This is a genomic window from Burkholderiales bacterium, assembly GCA_036262035.1.
In the GTDB taxonomy this organism is placed as follows: Bacteria; Pseudomonadota; Gammaproteobacteria; order Burkholderiales; family SG8-41; genus JAQGMV01.
Map to the genome: position 1 here is coordinate 220,286 of DATAJS010000001.1, position 21,273 is coordinate 241,558.

Genomic DNA, 21,273 nt, shown 5'->3' on the forward strand with positions numbered 1-21,273 from the left:
CCAGCCCCATGAAGAAACCAAAGAGCAATCGCAAGCGGTGGCCGCTCAACATCGCGATGGCAGTGATCGCCACGCTGTCGGTGACGCTCATCGCGATGAACTTCGTGGCGACCGAGAAGAAGATCAAGGAGCAGGTCCGTCACGAGTACTCGGTCGACGATCCGCAGTTCACGCGCACGATCGGGGTCCTGCTCGGTCCTGCGCTGGTCGGCGGCAACAAGGTGGAGACGCTGCTCAACGGCGAAGGGATATTCCCGCCGATGCTGGAAGCGATCCGCTCGGCGAAAAAGACCATCACCTTCGAGACTTACATCTACTGGTCGGGCGACGTAGGGAAAGCGTTCGCCGACGCGCTGTCGGAGCGCGCGAAGAGCGGCGTGAAAGTCCACGTCATCCTCGACTGGATCGGCAGCAACAAGATGGACGACGCGCAGCTCGAAGCGATGCGGCGCGCAGGCGTGGAAGTCGAGCGCTATCACAAACCGAAGTGGTACACGATCAACCGCCTCAACAACCGCACGCACCGGAAGCTGCTCGTGGTCGACGGTCGCATCGGTTTCACCGGCGGCGTCGGCATCGCCGACAAGTGGTCGGGCGACGCGCAGGACGCCGATCACTGGCGCGACACGCACTACCGCATCGAAGGCCCTGCCGTCGCTCAGATGCAGGCGGCGTTCATGGACAACTGGACCAAGATCACCGGCAAGGTGCTGCACACGCCCGATTATTTCCCCGAGCTCCCGCCGGCCGGCACCCAGCGGGCGCAGGTGTTCCAGAGCTCGATCGAAGGCGGCGCCGAGAGCATGCACCTCATGTATCTGCTCTCGATCGCCGCCGCGACGAAGACGATCCACCTCTCGATGGCGTATTTCGCGCCCGACGAGCCGGCGATGGAGACCCTGAAGGCCGCCATCAGGCGCGGCGTCAAAGTGCGGATGATCCTGCCCGGCCCGATCACTGATGCGCAGCTCGTGCAGGATGCGTCACGGGCGAAATGGGGAGAGCTTCTGGAGCTGGGCGCGGAGATCTGGCGCTACCAGCCGACGATGTTCCATTGCAAGGTGCTGGTCGTCGACGGGGTGTGGTCTTCGGTCGGCTCGACGAACTTCGATCCGCGGTCGTTCAGGCTGAACGACGAGGCGAACCTCAACGTCTACGACCGCGAGGTGGCGGCGAGGCAGATCGCGGATTTCGAGAAGGACGTGGCGAAGTCGAAGCGGGTGACGCTCGAAGAATGGCGGGAGCGGCCGTGGACCGAGAAGCTGAAAGAGAAAGCGGCGTTATTGGTGGGTCCGCAGCTCTAGGCTACCCGTCGTCCTGGCGAAGGCCAGCACCCATTTTGAGCAAGCCCCGGTTCAAAGCAGGGAAGAACAAGGTCGCCAAGCGGCCTCTATCGCCGGTCGCACTTTCGCAATGAGCGGCTGGGTCTGACCCCGGCTCTATCGGGGTCAGACCCTGGTTCTTCACGCCTTTTCGAACGCGCTCGCCAGCGCCCCCGACTGATAGTCCCGCAGCGCCTGCTCGATCTCCTCGCGCGTGTTCATCACGAACGGACCGTACTGCACGACCGGCTCGTGCAGCGGCTTCGCGGCGAGCACGAGCGCGCGCGCGCCTTCGGCGCCCGCTTCGAGCTCGAGAGCGTCGCCATCCGAGAGCATGCCGCCGTGGCCGCGGGGCAGCGTGCGATCGCCGATGACGACCGAGCCTTCGTACGGATACACGTACGCGTTGTAGCCCTGCTTCACCGGCAGCGACACCGTCCCGTTCGCCGGCAGCGCGACGTCGAGGTACAGCGGGTCGGTCGTCACACCCTGGATCGGTCCCGCGGCGTCCCTGCCGTCGATCGCGATCGTGCCGGCGATCACTTTCACCGCGCCGCCGTTCCTCAGCGCCACGCTCAAGATCTCCGAAGCGTCGATGTCGCGATACCCCGCCGTCTTCATCTTCTCGGCCGCCGGCAGGTTGATCCAGAGCTGGAAGCCGCGCATGCGCCCTTCCTCCTGCTGCGGCATCTCGGAATGGATGATGCCGCGGCCCGCGGTCATCCACTGCACGCCGCCGCTCTTGAGATCGCCGCGATTGCCGAGATGGTCCTCGTGCAGCATGTGGCCGTCGAGCAGATACGTGACCGTCTCGAAGCCGCGGTGCGGATGCGCCGGGAAGCCCGCGATGTAATCGCCGGGGTTCTCGGACGAGAACTCGTCGAGCATCAGGAACGGGTCGTGATACAGCCCGCGCTGCGAGCCGAGGCTGCGGCGCAGCTTCACGCCCGCCCCATCGCTGGTGGCAACCGACTGGATCACGCTCTTAACGGTTCTGGTGGTCATCTCTACTCCTTCAAAAGCTATTTAACCGCCAAGGACGCAAAGGACGCAAAGGACGCCAAGGAAGGGCTAAGCATCGCGAACACATGACGACTCGGTGCTAATCAACCTTTGCGTCCTTTGCGTCCTTTGCGGTCAATCATGCCTTTAAGCCGCCTGCTTCCATTCCGTCGCCGTCAGCGCTTCGATTTGCTCGCGCGCTTTGGTCAGCGCCGATTCGCGCGTCGCTTCGCCGATCGCGAGGCCTTCGGCGTACACGAACTCGACGTCGGTGATGCCGAGGAATGCGAGGAAGCCGCGCACGTAGGCAGTCTGAGTATCTTGGGGCGTACCCGCGTAAATTCCACCCCGCGCCGCCAGCACGTATGCCTTCTTGCCCGTCAGCAAGCCCAAAGCGCCGCTCTCGGTGTAGCGGAACGTCACGCCGGCGCGCGCGATGTGGTCGAAGTACGCCTTGAGCGTCGACGGCACGCCGAAGTTGTAGAGCGGCAGGCCGAGCACGATCACGTCGGCCGCTTTGAGCTCGTCGATCAGGCCGTCCGAATACTCGAGGACCGCCCTCTGCTCGGCCGTGCGCTCTTCCGGCTTCGACAGGAACGCCCCGAAACGCTCGGCCGTCAGGTGCGGCACCGGATCGGCGGCGAGATCTCGCACCATCACGTCGGCGCCGGGATTGGCGGCGCGCCAGTTGGCGACGAAGGCATCGGCGAGGCGGCTGGAATGGCCGGCGGTGGAATTGAGGCTCGAATTCAGTTGCAGCAGGGTCCTGGTTTTCATGGCTCACCTCACGTTGGTGTGTGAAGTGATTAAAGCATTTACGCTTTCGATAAAAAACATCAAAATTTGAGCGTTATCTATCGAAAGCATCGATCATGGCCCAAAGCCCGCGCATCACCCTGGAGCAGTGGGAAGCGCTCGTCGCGGTCGTCGAGGCAGGCAGCTACGCCAAGGCCGCCGAGCGCATGAACAAGACGCAGTCGACGGTCACCTACGGCGTGCAGAAGATCGAGTCGCTGCTCGACGTCAAGGCGTTCGACATCGTCGGCCGCAAGGCGGTGCTGACGCCGACGGGACAGCTGCTCTACCGCCGCGCGCGCGTGCTGCTGGAGGAAGCCGGCGGGCTCGAGACCGCCGCACGGCGGCTGTCGGCCGGATGGGAAGCAGAGATCCGCGTCGCGATGGAGCACATCTTTCCCAACGTCGTGATGTTCGAGTGCCTCCAGCGCTTCGGCGAGGAGAGTCCGCACACGCACATCGAGCTCATCGAATCGGTGATCAGCGGCACCTCGGAGGCGCTGATCCAGGGCGTCGCCGATCTCGCGCTGACGCCGCTCGTGCCGCCGGGATTCTTCGGCGAATCGCTGCTGCGGATGCGCCTGTTACCGGTGGTGAATCCCGAGCATGCGCTGATCAAGCTCGGCCGCGCGGTGACGCACGACGACCTGCGCAAGCATCGCCAGCTCGTCGTCAGGGAATCGGGGACGGTGCGCGTCACGCGGCTTTCGGTCGAGGCCGCGCAGCGCTGGACCGTGAGCCACATGGCGACCTCGATCCAGGCGGCGCGCATGGGCTACGGCTACGCGTGGCTGCCGGAAGAGAAGATCCGCGAGGAGCTCGCTGCGGGCGCGCTCGTGCCCCTGCCCCTGCGCGACGGCCGCGACCGCTACGCCGAGCTCTATCTCGTCTACGCCGACCGCGACGCCGCGGGTCCGGGCGTGCTCAGGCTCGGCGAGATCATCCGCGAGACCACGAGCCGCGTGTGCGCGCGCGAGCAGGCAAAAGCCGCGACAAAGAAATAATCCGGGTCAGAGTCACATTTCTGGCAGTTAAACTGACTCTGACCCGGATTTCGGTCAGCGCATCACGATATCGGTCTTCATCGGCCCCAGCACGCCGAGCAGCTCGTTTTTCTCGCGCGCCGGCACCTTGAGCTTGTCGAGCGACTTCACGAGGTCCTCGACGAGCGCGGCGAAGTGCGGGTCCTGCACGCCCATGCCCATGTGCGTGGTCTTCATGTCGCGGCCGGTGTAGGTGCACGGCCCGCCCGAGCCGGCGCAGATCTGCTCGACGAGCAGGCGCTTCAGACGCGGGATGTCGGTGTTCGCGAAAAAGCCGTTGATGCGGGTGTCCGCCGCGACGTTCGCGACGAAATCGTCGACGACCGCCGGCTTGCCGCCGAGCCGGTCGTAGAGGCTTTTGTCTGCCGCGTACACGTTCGCGGCGCACAGCACCAGCGCACTCACCGCCACCGCCCGGATGATTCTTTTCACTGCTCGCATGGTCTTCTCCTTGCCCACGTGGAAGAACCCTCGTCATGGAGGGGCCGCGACGTATACGGGCGGGAGCGGCGGTTGGATGAGAGAATGCCGGCGTGAGCAGCTGCCTCACGCGCTCCGGCAAAGGGAAACCTGACGACCGATGGATGTCGACGACGGACCGATCGTTCGCTGCCGCATCGCCGCCTGCCGCGAGGCGCTGTCGGACGGCAACGAGTGGAGCTTCTACCTGATCAACGACAGCGACGATGCGCTGGATCTCGCGGTGCTTCACGAGGTCGCTTACGAATGGGGAGACACGGGAAGCAGCGACCCCGCCGATGTTCGCATCAGCAATCTCGCGCCGGGGGCGCACGCGCTCGTCTGGCGCGACGACGGCAGCGGCGCGGAGCTGCGCATGGAGCTGTCGCTGACCGTGCACGGGCGCGGGCGCGAGGCCGAGCTGCGGTTCGAGTTTCCGAAGCTCTACCGGATGAGCGGGCTGCCGGTCGTGGAAGGCCTGGGCAAACCCGGGTGGCAGGTCGCCGCCCAGGTGCGCCTGTAGCTCACTGCTTCGCTATTCCCGCCGCCGCGATCACCTTCGCGTACTTGTCGATCTCGGCGCGCACGAAAGCCCTGAATGATTCCGGCGGACCGCCGATCACTTCGAGCGACTCGTTGCCGAAGCGCTCGACGAGATCCGGGCTGTGGATCACCTTGTCGATGTCGCCGTTGAGGCGCGCCACGATGTCGCGCGGCGTCTTCGCGGCGGTGAAGAGCCCGAACCAGTTCGTCGCTTCGTAGCCTTTCACGCCCGATTCGTCGAACGTCGCCACGTCGGGCAGCGCCGGCGCTCGCGTAAGAACGCTGATGGCGATCGCGCGCAGGCGGCCCGATTTCACCGGCGGCAGCAGCGACGGCACGCCCGCGAAGAGCATGTGCACGTGTCCGCCCATGGCGTCGGTCAGCGCCGGGTTGTTGCCTTTGTACGGGACGTGCTGGATGTCGATCTTCGCCATGACCTTGAGCAGCTCGCCCGCCATGTGGTTGGAGCTGCCGAGCCCGCTCGACGCGTAGTTGAGCTTCGCCGGCTGTGCGCGCGCCAGGGCGATCAGCTCTTTCACGTTGCGCACCGGCAGCGACGGGTGCACCGCGAGCACGTTCGCGCCCTTGAGACACAGGATCACCGGCTCGAGATCGCGCAGCGTGTCGTACGGCACCTTCGCGAGATAGCTCATGTTGATCGCGTTCGACGCGCCGCCCATGAGCAGCGTGTAACCGTCGGGCGGCGCTTTCGCGACGTACTCGGACGCGATGTTGGTCATCGCGCCCGGCCGGTTCTCCATGATGATCTGCTGCTTCAACACCGGCGCGAGCCGCTCGATGATCGCGCGGGTGATGATGTCGGTGTTGCCGCCCGCCGCGAACGGGTTGACGATGCGCAGCGGCTTGGCGGGATAACCCTGTGCTGCGACGGCGCTCGACAAACAGGTGCACAGACAGAGCGCGGTCATGCGGAGCGATCGTTTCATCGGATGCTCAGACTCCTTTGAAAACCGGCGGGCGGCGCTCGCGGAAAGCCGCCTTGCCTTCCCGCGCGTCCTCGGACGCATCGTTGAGCTCGGCCCATCGGGTCTCGAGCTCTCTCGCCTCCGGCGGCGACAGCCAGTACTGCGCGCGCACCGTCTCCTTGATCGCGCGAAAGCTGATCGGCGCACCCTGGGCCACGCGCGCCGCGACCCGCTCGATCTCCGCATCGAACGCGTCGTCGGGAACGACGCGCGTGACCAGGCCGAGATCGGCGGCGTGCTCGGCGGACAGGTCCTCGCCGAGGATCAGCATGTCCAGCGTGCGGTTGCGGCCGATGTAATGCACCAGGCGTGTGAGGCTCATGCCCCACGACGGCACGACGCCGACGTATGCGTCGCCGGTGCGGAACTTCGCGGCGCTGGAAGCAATGCGCACGTCGCAGCCCATCGCCAGCGCGAAGCCGCCGCCGATGCACCAGCCGCGCAGCGCGGCGATGACCGGCTTGGGATGCGTCTCGATGCGCTCGAGTGCGGTGCGGCCGAGCTCGCGGAAACGATCGTTGCCGTGCGCGCCGCGCGTATCCGCGAGATCGGCGCCTGCGGAGAACGCTTTCGTCCCGCCGCCGGCGAGCACGATGCATCGCGTCTCCGCGCGCGCTTCGAGCGCGTCGAGCGCATGGAGCAATTCCTCGAGGAGCTGCACGTTGATCGCGTTGACCGGCGGACGGTCCAGGGTCACGCGCGAAACGCCGCCGGCGTGCGCGACCTTCAGGGTTCGATAGTCCATGCAGCCTCGGGGAGCGCGGCGTGGGCGCCGCTGTTGTCGATTCGAGTCCTGCGGAGTTTCGCTTGTTCGACACGCCGGCGCAACACGCTCTAATATCGAGGCATCGATATGCGGACGAGGGCGATGGCGGAACAGCCGGCCTGCTGCGCACGACCGTCGTGGAGTCCGCAGCTCGATCTCGGCCAGGCGGGCGGCTTCGATTACCTGCTGGGCCGATGCGCCGCGTGCGGCGCGTACTCGATGAACGTGTTCTGTGCCGCGTCGAGCGTGACGGCGTACGAAAGCGTCACGCCGGCGGACGTCGAGCGAATGAAATCGGTTCCGCCGGGACCCGAGCGCAAGGCTTTGATGCGTCGATGGGGCGACGTGAATCTTTAAATGGATTCCCGCTTACGCGGGAATGACGGTTATCAAGGAGCGAGCAATGACGTCCGTGAACACCCTCTTCCACTTCTCTTTCGCCGTCGACGATCTCGAGCGCGCGCGCCGCTTCTACGGCGGTCTGCTCGGCTGTCCGGAAGGCCGCAAGCTGCCGGGCCGCGCCGATTTCAACTTCTTCGGCCATCACATCGTCGCCCACGAGTCGCCCGACGACATCGTCGGCGACAAGGGCTCGAAGCTGCGCGAAGGCGGCGGCACGCCGATGCGCCATTTCGGGGTGGTGGTCCCGCTCGATCAGTTCGAAACGATCGAGAAGAAGCTCACCGGCGCCGGCATCGATTTCATCATGAAGCCCGAAGTGCGCCAGGCCGGCACCATCCGGGAGCAGAAGCTCATGACGTGCAAGGACGGGTGCGGGAACGCGGTGGAGTTCAAGGGGCTGAAGAACATCACCGATGTCTACGCGACGTGACGTCGCCGTGCGTTAAAAATGGATTCCCGCCTTCGCGGGAATGACGGATGGGTCGCCTTCGCGGGAATGCCGATGGGCCGCAACGGATATCCACGTTCGCGGGAATGACGATACCGTCATTCCCGACCCGCGATAGCGGGATCGGGAATCCACTTTCGAGTCCCTACTGCGGCTTGATCCCCGCCGCCTTGATCACCTTCGCCCAGCGCGCGAGCTCTTCCTTCGAGTAGCGCCCCAGCTCCTCGGGCTTCATCGTCGTCGGTTCCAGTCCCTGCGCCGCGAGCTTGTCGCGGCTCTCGGGATCGGCGAGCACTTTCCCGATCTCGCCGTTCAGGCGCGTCACGATCGCCTGCTTTGTTCCCGCGGGCGCGAAGATGCTGTACCACGTGATGAGCTCGAAGCCGGGCACGCTGTCGGCGATCGTCGGCGTGTCCGGGATGACCGCGCTGCGCTTCTTGCCGCCGGTGCCGAGGAGCTTGAGCTTTCCCGCTTTCACGTGCGCGAGCACCGTCGGCATGCTCGTGAACATGAGCTGCACCTGGCCGGCGATGAGGTCGGTCATCGCCGGCGCGGTGCCTTTGTAAGGCACGTGCACGAGCTTGATCCCCGCGAGCGACTGCAGCAGCTCGCCGCCGAGATGCGGCGACGTGCCGGTGCCGACCGACGCGAAGTTGAGCACGCCCGGTTTCGCTTTCGCGAGCGCGACGAGATCGGGAACGGTATTGGCCGGGACCGACGGATGCGCGACCAGCACCTGCGGGCTCATGACGAGCATCGCGACCGGCGTGAGGTCCTTGACCGGGTCGTACGGCACCTTGGCGAGCATGATCGGCGTGAGGAACGTGCCTCCGCCCGTCGCGAAGAGCAGCGTGTATCCGTCGGGGGCGGCACGCGTGACGAGCTCGGTGCCGATCACCGTTCCGGCGCCGGGACGGTTGTCGACGACGACCTGCTGCCCCACGAGCTGCGACAGCTTCTGTCCGACGATGCGCCCGGTGAAATCGGTCGGACCGCCCGCGGGATACGGCACGATCAGTCGTATCGGGCGCTGCGGATACTGTTGCGCGTGAACCGCGCCGGCGACGAACAATACGATCGCCGCAAAGCGGCTCGCCTTCCTCATGCTTCCTCCTCGCTCGTTACAGGGGCTTCAGTCCGGCCGCCGCGACGACTTTCTGCCATTTCTTCAGGTCGCTCGCCATCGTCGACGCATACTGCTCCGGGCTCATGGTGCGCGGGTCCGCGCCCTGCATCGACAGCTGCTCGGCGGTTTCGGGCACGGTGAGTATCGCGTTGATCTCGCGGTTGATGCGCGCGACCAGCGCCTGCGGCATGGCGGCGGGACCGATGACGCCGTACCACCCGCTCACTTCGTATCCGGGCACGCCCGCCTCGGCGATGGTCGGGATATCCGGCAAGGCAGTAGCACGCTGCGCCGTCGTCACGCCGAGCGCGCGGAGCCGCCCGCCGCGGATGTGCCCCACCGACGCGGGAATCGAGGGAAACGCGAAATGGATCTGGCCGCCGACGAGATCGCTCACCGCGAGCGACTGTCCCTTGTACGGCACGTGGGTGTACTCGATCTGCGCGAGCACCTTGAGCAGCTCGCCCGACATGTTGCTCGGCGAGCCTACGCCCGACGTGCCGTAGTTCATCTGCCCGGGACGCGAGCGCGCGAGCGCGATGAAGTCCTTCACGTTACGGACCGGCATCGAGGGATGCACCGTCAGCACGTTCGGCACAAGCGCGAGGATCGCGATCGCGGTGAAGTCGCGCAGCGGATCGAACGGCAGCTTCCTGTACATCGACGCGTTGATCACGAAGCCTTCGGGGATCACCTGCATGGTGTAGCCGTCGGGCGGCGACTTCTGCGTGATCTGCCCGCCGAGGATGTGGTTCGCGCCCGGGCGGTTGTCGATGATGACCTGCTGCTTCAGATGCTCGGAGAGCTTCGTACCGAGCGCGCGCGCGAGGATGTCGGTGGCGCCGCCGGGCGCGACGCCGACGACGATGCGGATGGGTTTGGTGGGATAGTCCTGCTGCGCGAATGCGACGTGCGCGCAGCACGCCACGACACAGACCAGCGAAACGCCGAGCTTCATCGCTCCTCCCCGCCTGGACTCGTCATCCCCGCGCGGGCGGGGGTCCATTTGAGAAGGAGTTTAAAGCGAAACCGTCCGGGACGGTTCCGCGGGTCGATGTGCGTCCCTAGGCGTCGAGGCGCCGGCGGGCGAGGCCGAAGGCCAGGCAGCCGATCGCGAGCAGCGCGAGCGAGCCGGGTTCGGGCACCGCGCTGACGGATGCGTTCGCTACGACGTAGCCTTCGTTGCCAGAGACGTAGTTCGTCAGGCTGTCGCCGAAAATCCAGTTGACGCCGTAAGCGGCATTGCTACCGAACTCGCGCGGCGCACCGGTCCCCAGGCCAGCCCAGCCGAGGCCGAGTTCCGTCGACGTCGGCGCCTGGATCACGAAATTCGCAAAATCGCTGAACGTAAATGTCCCAACACCGCCGTTGGGAAGCCAGGTCTTGTCACTGGTTTCGAAAATCTTGGCTGCCTTGTTCGCGAGATCGCCGAAAGACAGATCGTAGCCGTTGTTGTAGAGCGACTGGAAATTAGCATCGGACGGTTCGTTCGCGATCACGGCGTAGCGACCGGCCCCGTCGGTAATCCAGAAGTTCAGATAGGGCGCGACATACGGACCGCTTCCTATGCTAAACCGCGTGCGGTCGTCGAAGCGGTCGATAGAGACGCTGGCGATGCTGCCAAGCGTGCGGCCGTCGATGTCCGAAGAACCAAGACCGGCCTTCTGCCCGCCTTCGGCAATGATGAATTCCGTCGCACCCGGCTGATAGGTGTTGTTGACCTGAATCGTGGGCTGATTGCCGGAGACGGTGGCGTTCCGGATGACGAAGCTCTGGAAGCCGGCCGAAGCCGAACTGATGGACGCAACGGTAAGGACAGCCGCGGCCGCGGCTGACAGGAGATGACCCTTCATTACTGATCCTCGTTATCTTGTGATTTTGCCGACCCGCGCGCCTGGAGCACGGATCGTACCAGCGGGCGCGATGCCGTTAGGGCTGCGGCGCCTATGTATCAGGCGGGTCGAGGAAATTTCAAACGCCGATGCTCGATCTTTGAGCGGCGGGAGGATGGGGGAAGACCTCGACTGTAAAGCGCGCCGACACGCTGGCACACGGGCGTTGCGGGCGCGAAAGTCAAATGGATTCCCGATCGCTTCCGCTGCCGCGGGTCGGGAATGACGACGCTTTTCCTCTGCGTCCTCTGCTTTAAAAAAAGCCTTTGCCTTTCCTTTGCGTCCTTTGCGTCCTTTGCGGTTAATTGGCTTTCGATCTACTGCAAAGCCTTCGTGACGATCTCGGTCGTATCCTTCGAGAGCTTGCCGCTGTCGCGTATCCGCTCGAGCGCCGCGCGCGCCTTCGCCTGACGGCCCGCGTCGAGCTTCTTCCACCGGTCGAACGCGCGCGCGATGCGCGAGGCGATCTGCGGATTCAAGGGATCGAGCGCAATCACCTGGTCGGCGATGAAGTCGTAGCCGCTGCCGTCGGCGGCGTTGAAGCGCACGTGATTCGCGGTGAACGCGCCGATCAGAGCATAGACCTTGTTCGGGTTCTTGAGCTCGAACGCCGGATGCGAAGTGAGGCGCTTTACTTCGGACAACGTGCCGGGCAGCCGCGAGAACGCCTGCACGCGCAGCCACTTGTCGAGCACGAGCGGCTCGTTTTTCCACTGCGTGTAGAAAGCGTCCAGCGCCTTGTCGCGCTCGCCGCACGGAAAATCGGCCAGCACCGCGAGCGCCGCGACCGAGTCGGTCATGTTGTCGGCGCCCTGGAAGTGTTGGTAGACGAGGTCGCACGCTTCGCTCGTGCCGGTCTCCATGAGATAGGCGAGCGAGAGGTTGCGCAGCGACCGCTTGCCCGCCGACACCGGATCGGGGCTGTAATGCCCTTCGACCGCGTTCGCGCGATAGGTCGCCAGCAACTCGTCCTTCAATAGCTCGGCGATCCGCTTCACCAGGCCCGTGCGCACCGTATGGATCGCATCCGGGTCGACGACCTCCATCTGCTCGCCGAGGAAGCTCTCGCCGGGCAGGATCAGCGCTTCGGCGGCGAACGCCGGATCGCGCGCCGAATCGGCGAGCACCGCGCGGAACGCATCGACGAACGACTCGGGCGCGATGAAAGGCCGTCCCGCCTGCACGTCCGCGACGCCTTTGAGCATCACCTGCTGCGCGAGGCGCTGGCCGGCTTCCCAGCGGTTGAACGGATCGGAGTCGTGCGCCATGAGATGGGTGAGGCTGCGCTCGTCGTAATCGTGCTTGACGATCACCGGCGCGGAGAAGTCGCGCGCGAGCGAAGGCACCGGCCGCGCGGGCACATCGACGAAGGTGTAGCGCTGCTCCGCTTCGGTGAGCGAGAGCACGCGCGTGCCGGCCTGAGCCGCCCCATCGCCTTCGAGCTTCAGCGGGACGTCGCGCCCGTCCGGGCCTACGAGCCCCATCGCGAAGGGAATGTGAAACGGTTTCTTGTCGGGCTGTCCCGGCGTGGCCGGACACGATTGGCGCAGCGTCACCGTGTAGCGCTTCGCGGCGGCGTCGTAGGCGTCGGTGACTTCCACGGTCGGCGTCCCCGCCTGGTCGTACCAGCGCCTGAACTGCGTGAGGTCGACGCCTGACGCATCCTGCATCGCCTGCACGAAATCGTCGGTCGTCACCGCCTGGCCGTCGTGGCGCTGGAAATACAGGTCCATCCCCTTGCGAAAATTCGCTGCGCCGATCAGCGTGTGGATCATGCGCACCACCTCGGCGCCCTTGTCGTACACCGTCGCCGTGTAGAAGTTGCTGATCTCCATGTAGCACTGCGGCCGGACCGGATGCGCCATCGGCCCCGCGTCCTCGGGAAACTGCCGCGCGCGCAAGGACCGCACTTCGCGGATGCGCTCCACCGAACGCGAGTACATGTCCGAGCCGTACTCCTGGTCGCGAAAGACGGTGAGACCTTCCTTGAGCGAAAGCTGGAACCAGTCGCGGCACGTCACGCGGTTGCCGGTCCAGTTGTGGAAGTACTCGTGCGCGACCACGCGGTCGATGTTCTGGTAATCGATGTCGGTCGCGGTGTCGGGGCGCGCCAGGATGTACTTGGTGTTGAAGACGTTGAGGCCCTTGTTCTCCATCGCACCCATGTTGAAGTCGCCGACCGCGACGATCATGTACTGGTCGAGATCGAGCTCGAGGCCGAAGACGTCCTCGTCCCACTTCATCGAGTTCTTCAGCGCCTGCATCGCGAACCCCGACTGGTCGAGCTTGCCGGGCTCGACGTAGATCATGAGCTTCGCCTTCTTCCCGGACCGCGTGACGAAGGTGTCCTCGAGGAGGTCGAGCTTGGCGACCACCATCGCGAAGAGATACGAGGGCTTGGGGAACGGGTCGACCCACTTCGCGCGATGGCGGCCGTCGTCTTCATCGGCGGATTCGACGAGGTTGCCGTTCGACAACAGCACCGGGTAGCGCGACTTGTCCGCGTGCAGCGTCGTGGTGTAGCGCGCCATCACGTCGGGGCGGTCGATGAAATAGGTGATGCGCCTGAAGCCTTCGGCCTCGCACTGGGTGAAGTAACCGTCCTTCGACGCGTAAAAGCCCGAGAGCGTGGTGTTCGCTTTGGGGTCGATGCGCACGATCGTGCGGAGCACGAACTGCTCGGGCACGTCGCGTATCGTCAGCCGCTCGGGCGCGAGCGTGTACTCGGCGGCGGTCAGCGTATTTCCGTTCAACGCGACCGATTCGAGCACGAGCGCCTCGCCGTGGAGCACGAGTGGCGCGCTGCTTTCGCGCGACGCCGGATTGCGGCGTGCCGAGAGCGTCGCCGTGACACGCGTGTGGTCGTCGAACACCGCCACGTCGAGGTCGACGTCGGAGATGAGAAACGCGGACGGCGTGTAGTCCTTCAGGTATACAGTGTGGGGCGCGGAGTCGGGCATCTCGATGGTCTCGAACAGTGGAAGCGCCGATTATCCGACGGTTTGCACGGCGCTCTTGTCATAAAAGTCGGCACGATGATTGCACCGGGTTTGCCTGCTTCGGGGGTTTTGCGGGGGAATTACAGTTGGACAAGTGGCGCTTCTATCAGGGGCTGCGCAACGAGTGGCGCTGGTACCACTTCGACGAGAGCGGCCAGGTCATCGCAGCATCCGATCAGGGCTTCAACGAGCTTCCGGCGTGCATGGCGAACGCGGCCGAACAGGGCTTCGACCAGAATCACAGTTACGCCGTGCAACTCCGCGACAGTGGCTCCATCGCCGCGCAGTAGTAGTTACAACCTCACGCTCCCCCAGCGCCTCCAGCACACCGCGCCGTCCCGGACGCGTCCGCGTATGCGCAGGCGATCAGGGACCCATTTTGGCGTTGAGACCGCCTGAAGGTGGATTCCCGCCTGCGCGGGAATGACGACCGGGGCGCCTCTGCGGTCGAAACGTCTTTCGCTTTCCTTTGCGTCCTTTGCGTCCTTTGCGTCCTTTGCGTCCTTGGCGGTTGATGATGCCGCTCCGGGCACCAGGCTGGGGAGAGCCATGAAGATCAAGAGCGTCAGGGCAATCCCGATGTCCGACCCGGTGCCTAAGGAGCGCCAGCACCGCACCGATCTAGGCACCAAGGTGAAGAGCGACGCGACGCTGATCGTGGTCGAGACCGACAGCGGGCTCAAAGGCATCGGCGCCGCGCTCGGCAGCCCACCCGCGCCCCGACGGCACCGTCCATGCCCCCGACCGGCCGGGCCTGGGTTTTACGTTGCGCCCCGATGCGCTCGAGCGCTTCCGCTACGTCGAGGGACCGGAGTATCGCTTCTGACGAACGTCAAAAGCGATTGACCGCCAAGGACGCAAAGGACGCAAAGGACGATCAAAGATCGTCATTCCCGCGCAGGCGGGAATCCATGTTCGAAACGTCGAAGTCAAAATGGATCCCCGATCGCTTCCGCGATCGCGGGTCGGGAATGGCGATGCGATGTTCCTCTGCGCGCCTCTGCGTGCTCTGCGGTTGAAACGCCGTTAGAGACTTAGTCCTGCGGCTCGACGCGGATGATCGACGCGCCGTGGTTGCTGCCGACCCAGAACGACACCGGGTTGGTCGAATTGTCGACCCACACGCGGCGGATGTTGACCGACGTGCGCGGCAGCAGGTATTCGACCGCCTGGCCGGACTGGGTGTTGAGCCGCACGATGCGGTCGTTCAGCATCGAGCCCGTCCACGCCTCGCCGTTGCGGTCGATCGCCACGTCGTAAGGCTGCGTCCACGGCGAGGGCACCGCCCACTCCTTGAACTGCTCGGTCCGGGTGTCGAACATCGCGATGCGGTTGCCGCGGTACTGGGCGAACCAGATGCGATCCTGCGTATCCATCATCCCGCGCCGCGGACCCGACGACTTCGTCGGCGTCGAATAGAGCTTCACTTCGCCGGTCTTCGCGTCGATGCGGCCGATGGTCTCGCGGCCGATGTCGGTGAACCAGCCGTTGTTCTTCGAATCCGAGATGACGTCGTAGATGTTGTGCCCGACCGGCGCGGCCTTGTAGGGCTCCCACGTTTCCCATTGACCCGTCCTGAGGTCGATGCGGTGCACGCCTGCGAAGCCGTTGTTCTGCGCCCAGATCTTGCCGTCGACGCCCATGTTCATCGGGCTGGTCATGTTGATCTGGGTGTTCGGGCGGTTCCACTGCGGCGGCGCCACCCACGTTTCGAGCTTGCCCGACTTCAGGTCGTACTTGCCGATCGCCGCCTGGTACATCATGCCCAGCCAGATGTTGCCGTCGCGGTCGAAGCGCGCGGAGAGCGAGCCGTTCGGCGAGCCTTTCTTCAGCTCGGGCAACGCGATCTCTACGACTTTTCCAGTCTTGGGATCGAGCGTTCCGATCTTCTGGTCGCCGAAGTCGCAGTACCACGCGATGCCGTTCGCGTCCACGATGACGTCGTGCGGCTGTATCGTCGGACGCGGGAGGTCCCACTCGGTGATGACGACCCGCGTGCCTCGGCCGCTCGGGCGCGGCAGGGTCTTCAGCTCGTAAGTCCAGCCGTTGCCGCCTTTGGCGCTCTGGTTGATCGTCGAGAAGTATTCCGCCTGTGCGCGCTGCAGCTTCTCGCGGTCCTCGCCGACGAGATCGGTGTCGCGGCCGGTCAGCCGCTTCTGCGGCCGGATGTACGTGCTCTGGTTGGCATACGTGCCCATGCGCTTGATCGTGTCGACGAAGCCGTCGGCGTTGTGAGCGGACATGGTGATGCGGTTGAGGGTGTGGCAGCCGACGCACGACAGGAGCGGACGCTTCTGCTCGGCGGTGCCCGGCGCGCTGTACAGCCATTCGCCGTTCGAAAGCTGCGCGGCGAGGTTCCGGGTCTTGACCAGCTTGAGATCGGCCGACGCCGCGCTCTTGCCGGTCACGTCGGCCGTCGCTTGCGCCGGCAGGTCATAGCCGGCCGCGCGTATGCCGATGGTGTACTTGCCCGGCTCGAGATATTTCGCCGGAAACTCGTAACGGCCGCTGGCGTCGGTGACGACGGTCACCGTCCTGTTCGAGTCGGCCTTTTTCGCGTTGACGAGCACGCCCTCCATCGCGCCCTCTTCGGCGGACGAGACGGTGCCCGCGAGAGCGACAGGATCTTGGGCGGCGTAGGCGTGGGATGCGAGGAGCAGGGCGGCAGCGGGCAGCAGCGAACGCGCGAGCATCGGGTTCCCTCCTTGTGTGTGCTGAGCTCCCGTGCTCCTGCTCTGCCGGCAGGTCGGTCACGCTCGCGGTAGGCTACACCTGGTCTGCGTGCAGCGGGAAGCCCTGAAAAACGTCAAAGGCGTTATTTACCGCAGAGGACGCGGAGGAAAGGCAAAGATGTCATCGCGAGGCGCGAAGCGCCGTGGCGATCTCGTGACGCACGGGCTTCCGTTCGCAACGGGATTGCTTCGTCGCGTTGCTCCTCGCAATGACAAACGAGGGTTTCCTCTGCGTCCTCTGCGGTTCAATTCGCCTTAAAAAAACCCCGCCTAAGCGGGGCTTTTCGTCACTTCATCACCGCGTCACTTCCCGTCCTTGTCCCAATCGCCGGGCATCGCGCGCTCGACGCGGTCCCACGCTGCGCGCGCGGCGTGCTTGCCGTGCTCCCAGCCCAGGCGCGACTTGCCGCGCACGCCTTCCCAGCGCTTGCCCATGTCGGACTCGACGTCTTCCCAGCGGCGGCCCTTGTGCTCCACGCGCGATTCCCAGCCCATGCGATACGCCGGCCCGTAGTCGTCGTAGCTCATGCCGCTCTGGTAATACGGCTGGGTCTGGAAGTTGTCCCGCCAATACGTATCTTCGATCGTCGGGTCGAAATGCTCCGCGACCGCCTTGCCGGCGAGGCCGCCGGCGATCGCACCGGCAGCGCTGCCGACGAGCGTGCCGACGGGGCCGGCAGCCACCGTGCCTGCGGCCGCGCCCGCGGCCATGCCGCCGACCGCCGCGCCTACACCGGTGCCGACGGGGTGCGCGCCCGGCGCGCCGGTGATCGGATCGCGATTCGCATCGGGTTGTCTGGTCTTGGCCATCTGGTTCTCTCCTGGAGTTGAACGACCTAGAATTCAGGCAACGCACGTGCCGCTGCGCGAACGCTTTTTGCACGGGTCACCGGACATGCTGCGAACCTTTCTCATCGTCGTGGTGTCGGCGCTGACCACGTGCGGCGCCGCGCAAGCGCAAAGCGGGCGCCGCGAGCTTCAGTTGCGCCAGCAGCAGGACGCGCTCAACCTGAATCTCCAGCAGAGCATGCGTTCGCGCCGCTACGATCTGCCGCCTTCCGACCAGCGCCGGCTCGATCAGCTCGACCTCGATCAGCGCCTGCGGCAGCAGCAGCTCGAGCAGCACCAGATCAATCGCGACGAGCGCCTGCGCCGTGAGGCGGAAGCGCTGCCGCCGGGCGTGGGAGACGCGCACCTGCGCGCGCAGCGCGAGGTCTTCAACCAGGAGCGCGCGCTGCAACTCCAGCAGTTCGAGATGGAGCGCCAGCGCGCCGCTCAGTCCATTCCCCGCGAGCCGCTGCAGACGCCCGCGGGCGGCACGCTGCGGCTGCCGTGAATCCCGGAGGCATCGTGGTCGACTTCTTCGCGTTCCTCGCCTCGATCGCGATGCTCGTCGCGTATCAGCTCTATCTCCGCAAGCGGCAGCAGCGCGACCCGCTCTACACCGTGCACGCGGTCAACGTCGTCGCGCGCAATTCGTGGGTCGACATGGTGATGTCGAGCGAGAAGCCCGACGTGCTCGCGGTGCAGACGCTGCGCAACTCGGTGATGGCCTCGAGCTTCATGGCCTCGACGGCGATCCTGCTGCTCGTGGGCGCGCTTACGCTCTCCGGCTCGGCGGAGAACAACTCGGGGATACTCCACGCGCTCAACGTCGGCGGCGCGACCGGCGCCGAGATCACCGCGGTCAAAGTCGTTGCGCTGCTGCTCGACTTCTTCGTCGCGTTCTTCTGCTTCTCGATGGCGGTGCGCTTCTACAACCACGTCGGCTACATGATCAGCATTCCCCCGGGCCGTGCGGTCAACGCCGCGTCGCCCGGACTCGTCGCCGCGTATCTGAACCGCGCCGGGTTCTTCTATCTCGTCGGCCTGCGCTCGTTCTTCTACTCGGTGCCGCTCGTCTTCTGGATGTTCGGCCCGCATTTCATGCTGCTCGCGACGCTCGCGCTCATCGCGGCGCTCTTCCCGCTCGACCGCGCGCCGCGCTCGTCGGTGCGCCAGGGCGAGCCGCTGCGGCAGGTGGTGGCGGCTACGCGGATCGAGCCCAAGGACCGCTGAGGCTCGTTACCGGACACACCATCTGGTGCTCGTCGTGGAGCTCGCCTGCGACGAGAAGAAATCCCCGCTCGGTGCCGTAGGTTCGGAACTCCATGCTCTCGTAGAGCGCGATCGCCTGCAGAAGCGCTCTTACCTGCATGGGCAACATGCTACCCTCGCGCCGTCCACCGCACCGGAGCTTTCGATGACTTCCCGCCGCATCGACCTCGATGACATGCGCATCCATTACCTCGAATGGGGCGATGCGGGCGCCCCGCCGCTCGTGCTGCTGCACGGCATCGCGCGCTGCGCACACGCGTTCGATCATCTCGCGCCGCATTTCGCGGACCGCTACCGCGTGCTTTCGATCGATCTGCGCGGCCACGGCGATTCGGGCCGGGACGCGGGCGGCAACTACCTGGTCGAGGATTACGTCCGCGACGTCGAAGGATTGATCGACAGGCTCGGTCTGAAAGACGTGGTGCTGTGGGGCACCTCGACCGGCGGGCGCGTCGCGCAGATGATCGCCGGGCGCCGTCCAGAGCTCGTGCGCGCGGTCATCGTCGAGGACGTCGGCCCGGAGCGGCCGAAGGAGATCTCCAACCGCCGCGCCAACCGCATGGGCCTCGAAGAGAACGGCTGGGCCTCGCGCGAAGAGCTGCTCGCGAAAGTGCGTACCGACAATCCGCGCTGGCTGGAGTCGGTCGCGCGCAATCTCGTCGAGCACGCGGCGCGCGAGCGCGAGGACGGCCGCGTGGTGTGGAAGCGCGACCCGGCGATCCTCAAAGGCTTCGTGCCGACCGAGCTCTGGGACACGGTGAAGAAGATCCGCGCGCCGATCGTCTACATCCTCGGCGGCGCGAGCACCATCGTGCCGCAACACACGCAGGACGAGCTGAAGGCGGCGCTGCCGCAGGTCGAGATCGTGACGATGCCGGGGCTCGGCCATTACCCCAGCGACGAGGACCCGGCGGGCTTTCTCGAGATCGTCGACGAGTTTCTCGCGCGTCAAAATCAAAAGCATTAACACGGAGGGCACGGAGGAACACGGAGGGCACGGAGGGAAGCAACGGGTTGTCGAGCACGACGGCGCGATGCGTAGCGACCGACTTGCCTCGGTTTTCCTCCGTGTTCCTCCGTGCCCTCCGTGTCCTCCGTGTCGAAGCTTTTGATCTTGCAGGCTGCGTTACCGGCACGGGGCTTGTATCCTTCGCCTTCCTTATGAACAAGCCCGAGCCCGTAGCCGCCGCCTCGACGCGCAAACGCGCGCCCGGCGGCGTCACGCGCGAGGAATTCCTCAACATCTTCGTCGCGGTCTTCCTGCCGATGCTGATGGCGGCGGTCGACCAGACGCTGCTCGCGACCGCGACGCCGGCGATCGCGGCGAGCCTCGGCGGCTTGCGCGACAGCTCGTGGATCGCGGTGGCGTACCTGCTTGCCGCGGCGACGATCGTGCCGGTGTACGGACGGCTCGGCGACCAGCTCGGCAAGCGCGAGATGCTGCTGTGGGCGCTCGGCGTCTTCGCGCTGGGGTCGATCGCGTGCGCGTCGGCGCAGACCATGCCGCAGCTCGTCGCGGCGCGCGTGGTGCAGGGACTCGGCGGCGGCGGGCTGATGATGCTGTCGCACGCGCTGATCGGCGAGCTGATCCCGCCGGTGGAGCGCGTGAAGTTCCAGGGTTACTTCGCGCTCATGTTCGCGACCGCGAGCATGGGCGGCCCGGTCATCGGCGGCGTCGTGGTGAGCCACGTGAGCTGGCGATGGCTCTTCGTCGCGAACATCCCGCTCGCCGCGTTCGCCGCGTGGCGCCTGAGCAAGCTGCCGCCGGGCGAGAAGCATCCGCGCAAGGCCGGCGGCACCGACATCCCCGGACACATCTTCTTCGCGGTCGGCTGCGTGAGCCTGCTGTTCTGGCTCACCTCCGGCGGTCATCGCTTCGCGTGGTCGTCGGCGCCGAGCTTCGGCCTCGCGGCGACCGCGATCGCGTCCCTCGCAGCGCTCGTCCGGCACGAGCGCCGCCATCCGGCGCCGTTCTTTCCGGTCGAGCTCTTCCGGATCAGGACGATCAGGCTGTCGGCTATCCTCGTGACGATCTTCGCCGCGTGCATGTTCTCGGTGATCTTCTTCCTGCCGATCTACCTTCAGCTCGGCCACCGCATGAGCGCTCAGGCTTCCGGCCTTCTGCTCTTGCCGGTGACGGCCGGGCAGGTGACCGCCGCGATGCTTGCGGCGCGCGTCATGCGCCGCAGCGGCAAAGGTCATGCGATACCCGTCGCGGGGATGTCGTGCACGAGCATGGGACTGCTGCTGCTCGGACTGCTGCCGCCGAGCGTGCCGCTGATCGTCGTGCTGGGTTTCATCACGGGGCTGGGGCTCGGCAGCGTGATGCCGGTGAACCAGGTGGTGGTGCAGACGGTCGCGGGCCGCGACAAGCTCGCCGCGGCGTCGGCGACGTCGTCGCTCTCGCGCTCGACCGGAGGCGCCGCGGGCGCGGCGCTATTCGGCGCGCTGGTGTTCGCGATGATCCCGAACGTCGACCGCCATTCGCTGCTCCAGCAGGCGGACGCGCTCGACATGCATCAGGTGATCACCGCGTTCCACCGCGCGTTCCTCGTCGCGTCGGTGGTCGCAGCGCTCGGCGCATTCACCGCGTGGCGGATTCCCAAGATGACGCTTTGGGAAACTAAAAGCTAAAGGTCCAAAGCTTTAACACGGAGGGCA

General features: G+C 65.7%; 21 protein-coding genes. 10 read left to right on the plus strand and 11 right to left on the minus strand.

Annotated elements, in window-relative coordinates:
• The first annotated feature begins 8 nt into the window (after positions 1 to 8).
• Positions 9 to 1,304, plus strand: coding sequence for a cardiolipin synthase (gene cls, locus VHP37_00850; GenBank protein HEX2824865.1), 1,296 nt, complete (start codon positions 9 to 11; stop codon positions 1,302 to 1,304).
• 159 nt (positions 1,305 to 1,463) lie between these two features.
• Here the strand turns inward: cls and VHP37_00855 are convergent, their stop codons facing one another.
• Together VHP37_00855 and VHP37_00860 are read right to left on the minus strand one after the other, a co-directional pair.
• The gene (locus VHP37_00855; GenBank protein HEX2824866.1) at positions 1,464 to 2,327 is read right to left on the minus strand and encodes a pirin family protein; all 864 of its coding nucleotides are present in this window, start codon (positions 2,325 to 2,327) and stop codon (positions 1,464 to 1,466) included.
• 144 nt (positions 2,328 to 2,471) lie between these two features.
• Positions 2,472 to 3,101, minus strand: coding sequence for an NAD(P)H-dependent oxidoreductase (locus VHP37_00860; protein ID HEX2824867.1), 630 nt, complete (start codon positions 3,099 to 3,101; stop codon positions 2,472 to 2,474).
• A 95-nt stretch (positions 3,102 to 3,196) separates the two neighbouring features.
• On the opposite strand from VHP37_00860, the gene VHP37_00865 reads away from it, so the two are divergent.
• The gene (locus VHP37_00865; protein HEX2824868.1) at positions 3,197 to 4,123 is read left to right on the plus strand and encodes a LysR family transcriptional regulator; all 927 of its coding nucleotides are present in this window, start codon (positions 3,197 to 3,199) and stop codon (positions 4,121 to 4,123) included.
• 54 nt (positions 4,124 to 4,177) lie between these two features.
• On the opposite strand, the gene VHP37_00870 is transcribed toward VHP37_00865, so the two are convergent.
• Positions 4,178 to 4,603, minus strand: coding sequence for a group 1 truncated hemoglobin (locus VHP37_00870; protein ID HEX2824869.1), 426 nt, complete (start codon positions 4,601 to 4,603; stop codon positions 4,178 to 4,180).
• Positions 4,604 to 4,742: 139 nt separating this feature from the next.
• On the opposite strand from VHP37_00870, the gene VHP37_00875 reads away from it, so the two are divergent.
• Positions 4,743 to 5,144: a hypothetical protein gene (locus VHP37_00875; GenBank protein HEX2824870.1), complete on the plus strand. Its 402-nt coding sequence runs from the start codon at positions 4,743 to 4,745 to the stop codon at positions 5,142 to 5,144.
• Position 5,145: 1 nt separating this feature from the next.
• Here the strand turns inward: VHP37_00875 and VHP37_00880 are convergent, their stop codons facing one another.
• Both VHP37_00880 and VHP37_00885 read right to left on the minus strand, forming a co-directional pair.
• Positions 5,146 to 6,111 carry a tripartite tricarboxylate transporter substrate binding protein gene (locus VHP37_00880; GenBank protein ID HEX2824871.1) on the minus strand — a complete coding sequence of 322 codons (966 nt, stop codon included), beginning with the start codon at positions 6,109 to 6,111 and terminating at the stop codon, positions 5,146 to 5,148.
• A gap of 7 nt (positions 6,112 to 6,118) precedes the next feature.
• Complete coding sequence (locus tag VHP37_00885; protein ID HEX2824872.1) at positions 6,119 to 6,895, minus strand: enoyl-CoA hydratase/isomerase family protein; 777 nt, start codon at positions 6,893 to 6,895, stop codon at positions 6,119 to 6,121.
• 123 nt (positions 6,896 to 7,018) lie between these two features.
• Here VHP37_00885 and VHP37_00890 point away from each other — a divergent pair, with 123 nt between their 5' ends.
• Together VHP37_00890 and VHP37_00895 are read left to right on the plus strand one after the other, a co-directional pair.
• Entirely contained in the window at positions 7,019 to 7,273 is a 255-nt protein-coding gene (locus tag VHP37_00890) for a hypothetical protein (GenBank protein ID HEX2824873.1), read from the plus strand.
• Between the two features lie 46 nt (positions 7,274 to 7,319).
• Complete coding sequence (locus VHP37_00895; GenBank protein ID HEX2824874.1) at positions 7,320 to 7,748, plus strand: VOC family protein; 429 nt, start codon at positions 7,320 to 7,322, stop codon at positions 7,746 to 7,748.
• Between the two features lie 163 nt (positions 7,749 to 7,911).
• Here VHP37_00895 and VHP37_00900 read toward each other — a convergent pair whose 3' ends face one another.
• The 4 genes from VHP37_00900 to pepN all read right to left on the minus strand — a co-directional run bounded on the left by VHP37_00900 (position 7,912) and on the right by pepN (position 13,744).
• A complete protein-coding gene (locus VHP37_00900; protein HEX2824875.1) occupies positions 7,912 to 8,871 on the minus strand; it encodes a tripartite tricarboxylate transporter substrate binding protein in 960 nt (319 codons plus the stop codon).
• Positions 8,872 to 8,887: 16 nt separating this feature from the next.
• Entirely contained in the window at positions 8,888 to 9,850 is a 963-nt protein-coding gene (locus VHP37_00905) for a tripartite tricarboxylate transporter substrate binding protein (GenBank protein HEX2824876.1), read from the minus strand.
• A 106-nt stretch (positions 9,851 to 9,956) separates the two neighbouring features.
• Entirely contained in the window at positions 9,957 to 10,745 is a 789-nt protein-coding gene (locus tag VHP37_00910) for a PEP-CTERM sorting domain-containing protein (protein HEX2824877.1), read from the minus strand.
• A 356-nt stretch (positions 10,746 to 11,101) separates the two neighbouring features.
• The gene (gene pepN / locus VHP37_00915; protein HEX2824878.1) at positions 11,102 to 13,744 is read right to left on the minus strand and encodes an aminopeptidase N; all 2,643 of its coding nucleotides are present in this window, start codon (positions 13,742 to 13,744) and stop codon (positions 11,102 to 11,104) included.
• 125 nt (positions 13,745 to 13,869) lie between these two features.
• Between pepN and VHP37_00920 the strand changes: the two genes are divergently transcribed.
• A complete protein-coding gene (locus tag VHP37_00920; GenBank protein HEX2824879.1) occupies positions 13,870 to 14,073 on the plus strand; it encodes a hypothetical protein in 204 nt (67 codons plus the stop codon).
• 744 nt (positions 14,074 to 14,817) lie between these two features.
• On the opposite strand, the gene VHP37_00925 is transcribed toward VHP37_00920, so the two are convergent.
• Positions 14,818 to 16,476 carry an SMP-30/gluconolactonase/LRE family protein gene (locus VHP37_00925; protein ID HEX2824880.1) on the minus strand — a complete coding sequence of 553 codons (1,659 nt, stop codon included), beginning with the start codon at positions 16,474 to 16,476 and terminating at the stop codon, positions 14,818 to 14,820.
• A gap of 342 nt (positions 16,477 to 16,818) precedes the next feature.
• Complete coding sequence (locus VHP37_00930) at positions 16,819 to 17,325, minus strand: hypothetical protein (GenBank protein HEX2824881.1); 507 nt, start codon at positions 17,323 to 17,325, stop codon at positions 16,819 to 16,821.
• Between the two features lie 85 nt (positions 17,326 to 17,410).
• On the opposite strand from VHP37_00930, the gene VHP37_00935 reads away from it, so the two are divergent.
• The 4 genes from VHP37_00935 to VHP37_00950 all read left to right on the plus strand — a co-directional run bounded on the left by VHP37_00935 (position 17,411) and on the right by VHP37_00950 (position 21,246).
• Positions 17,411 to 17,851: a hypothetical protein gene (locus tag VHP37_00935; protein HEX2824882.1), complete on the plus strand. Its 441-nt coding sequence runs from the start codon at positions 17,411 to 17,413 to the stop codon at positions 17,849 to 17,851.
• 14 nt (positions 17,852 to 17,865) lie between these two features.
• Positions 17,866 to 18,573, plus strand: coding sequence for a DUF599 domain-containing protein (locus VHP37_00940; GenBank protein HEX2824883.1), 708 nt, complete (start codon positions 17,866 to 17,868; stop codon positions 18,571 to 18,573).
• A gap of 184 nt (positions 18,574 to 18,757) precedes the next feature.
• Positions 18,758 to 19,579 (plus strand): alpha/beta hydrolase, encoded by an 822-nt coding sequence (locus VHP37_00945; protein HEX2824884.1) that lies wholly within the window; start codon positions 18,758 to 18,760, stop codon positions 19,577 to 19,579.
• Between the two features lie 194 nt (positions 19,580 to 19,773).
• Positions 19,774 to 21,246 carry an MFS transporter gene (locus VHP37_00950; protein HEX2824885.1) on the plus strand — a complete coding sequence of 491 codons (1,473 nt, stop codon included), beginning with the start codon at positions 19,774 to 19,776 and terminating at the stop codon, positions 21,244 to 21,246.
• Positions 21,247 to 21,273 lie beyond the last annotated feature (27 nt).